This window comes from Bacteroidota bacterium (genome assembly GCA_018698135.1).
Taxonomy (GTDB): domain Bacteria; phylum Bacteroidota; class Bacteroidia; order CAILMK01; family JAAYUY01; genus JABINZ01.
Genome location: JABINZ010000284.1, coordinates 1 through 3,061 on the forward strand (window position 1 = coordinate 1; position 3,061 = coordinate 3,061).

At 35.3% G+C, this 3,061-nt stretch carries 1 protein-coding gene and 1 tRNA gene; both read left to right on the forward strand.

Going from position 1 to position 3,061, the window contains the following annotated elements:
• The first annotated feature begins 443 nt into the window (after window positions 1–443).
• A complete protein-coding gene (locus tag HOG71_17780; GenBank protein ID MBT5992701.1) occupies window positions 444–2,225 on the forward strand; it encodes an acyl-CoA dehydrogenase in 1,782 nt (593 codons plus the stop codon).
• A 532-nt stretch (window positions 2,226–2,757) separates the two neighbouring features.
• Window positions 2,758–2,846, forward strand: a tRNA-Ser gene (locus HOG71_17785).
• Window positions 2,847–3,061 lie beyond the last annotated feature (215 nt).

Genomic DNA, 3,061 nt, shown 5'->3' on the forward strand with positions numbered 1-3,061 from the left:
CCTACATTACTTAACGTAACCCCAATGTTCCCAATATCAAATGATTTCTGCTCAAATGATTGTGAAAAGGTAAAAAAGGGTATCATTATAAGTCCTAAATAAAGGACAGCTATTTTTCTCATCAAAACAAAATTAAGGAATCTAACCACAATTGAATAAGAAGTTTATGCAATTTTTTGTACTAATTTCAACTATAAAATTATTACACACTATATCCTTAGTTCATCGCATATGATATCTATCATCTCCTTGCGGATTAAAATAATAACACATTATATTTGCATATATAAATAATATATTAAAAACAAATTTTCTTTGCATTACATCTCTAAAAGACAGCCAAAGTGGGTTTTGTAATCTCACCTATATTTATATCTTTGCGCCTAATTTTTTCAGGTATTATGCAAAAGTGTAATCAAAAATTAGAATCAAATTAGTGTTATATGGAAAAAAACGAATTAATGCGTGGCGGTGAATTCCTGCTGAAACAAACAAAAGCTAAAGATATCTTTATCCCGGAAGAATTTGATGATGAGCAGTTGATGATTGCTCAAACATGTGAAGATTTTCTTGGGGCTGAAGTATTTCCACATCTTGATCGTATTGATGCTCAAGAAGAAGGATTAATAGCATCTCTTCTAAAAAAATCAGGCGAATTGGGTTTACTCGGAATTTCAGTTCCAATGGAATATGAAGGTTTTGATCAATCCTTTGTCACATCCATGAGAGCAAATGAATCCATGGGCTCTGCCTATTCATTTTCTGTTGCTTATATGGCCCATACAGGAATAGGAACACTTCCTCTCCTCTATTATGGAAATGATGAACAAAAGCAAAAATATATTCCAAAACTTGCCAATGGTGAAATGTTAGCAGCCTATTGTTTGACTGAGCCAGGTGCTGGTTCAGATGCAAACTCTGGAAAATCAAAAGCTGTTCTTTCAGAAGATGGCAAAAATTACATTCTCAATGGACAAAAAATGTGGATCACCAATGGTGGTTTTGCTGACCTTTTAACTGTATTTGCAAAAATCGATAATGATCGCGTATTAAGTGCATTTATGGTAGAAGCAGATTGGGAAGGTGTAACCATCAATCCTGAAGAAAAAAAGATGGGGATTAAAGGATCTTCAACCACCCAGATATTTTTTAATGATGTGAAAGTACCTGTTGAAAACCTACTTGGAAAAAGAGGTCAGGGATTTCGTATTGCTCTAAACATCCTCCATATCGGTCGAATAAAATTAGGTGGTACTGTTTTAGGTGCTTGTAAAACAGCTATCAATAACTCTGTAAATTATTCCAATGAACGTAAGCAGTTTAACTCTTTACTTTCCTCTTTTGGAGCAATTAAGCACAAACTTGCAGAGCAGGTAATTCGCACATGGGCAGCTGAATCTGCTGTATACCGTGCAACAGGTGATGTGAACCAAATCATTCAAACGATGCTGGCAGAAGGCCAGGACAAAGGAGAATCCAATATAGCCGGAATTGCTGAATTTGCCATTGAAGCAGCTTTACTAAAAGTATATGGTTCAGAAGCATTAGATTATGTTGTGGACGAAGCGGTTCAGATTTTTGGAGGTATGGGCTATTCAGCTGAAGCTCCGGTAGACCGGGCCTATCGAGATTCACGTATCAATAGGATATTTGAAGGCACCAATGAAATCAACAGATTATTGGTTGTTGACACTACCTTAAAGAAAGCTCCAAAAGGCGATTTCCCTTTGTTTGAAAAAGCAAAAGAAATATTGGATAATCTGAGCAAATACGATCAGATTGAATATGTTGAGGGTTTTTATGAATCAAAAGAGCAAAATGTTCAAAATTTCAAGGATGCTGTATTAATGATGATGGTTCTTGCCAATGAGAAATTCAGCAAAGATCTCATCAAGGAACAAGAAATATTAATGAATATTACAGACATGATGGTCGACTTATATGCAGTAGAATCAACCTTGCTGCGTGTTCAGAAGCTTGAACAGTTAAAAGGAGAATCACATATGCCCCTTTATAAGGACATCCTTGATACTTTAATGTATGATGCAGCAACTCGAATTTATAAAGCAGGGAAAGATGCCATCAACAATATGTTTGAAGGCAATGATAATCAGAAATATATGCAGGCATTACATGCGATGACATCTGTTCATGGTGTTAATACCAAAGAGGCAAGAAGAAGAATTGCAGATAAACTGATTGATGATAATATATATAAATTCTAAGATCTAAAACATTGTCAAATATGCTCTCTAAAAACCTTTAATTATTGACTCATCCCATCCTTCTCTTTATATATAGAAGGAGTTAAAGGAGTTTTTAGAGAGTATATGTAAGCTATCCAATTTGGGTAGCTTTTTTTTTGGAATTAATTTATTATTCCGAATATCTCCAAAAGCTTTTACAACAAATCATCCCGAAAGGCTGTATCACAAGTATGAATGTTTTAGTTATTCAGCTCTTTTTTCCCTATCCCTGAAGGGTAAAGAGCTGAAAATCAAACACCATTTCCCAATAATTCATCCTTGGAAGCTTTCTCAAAAGTCCTACTCTACATCATCCTCGCAAAAGCGGGGATCTCTATCTTGCTGATTAGAGATTCCCTTTTTCAAGGGAATGACGCATAGGAAGGAAATACAAGACTTTTGAGATGGCCTCAATAAAAAGGTGTTTTGAAGATGTTCTGCATTGTTGTTTCAATTGAGTGATATTTTTTTTGATACTGAATTTTCAAAAGTCTATTTTTGTTTTTCCCAAGGAGAGTTGGCAGAGTGGTCGAATGCGGTGGTCTCGAAAACCATTTTCCGGTGTGAATTGGAACAGGGGTTCGAATCCCTTACTCTCCGCCTTCGTCTTCCGAAGTCCATTAGGACGAAGGAAGGCGGTAATTCCAAACATTCAGTAATTTTATTGGCCGAGCCTTAATGCTTCTGCGGAGAAACTCCGCCTTAATATTAATTCATGATTATTCAATCACTTTTGAAGTCCTTTATGAATAATACGCTAGTATGAATTATGATTAAGAAAATAGAATTGAATGTAGGAAGTAAATACATTCAAC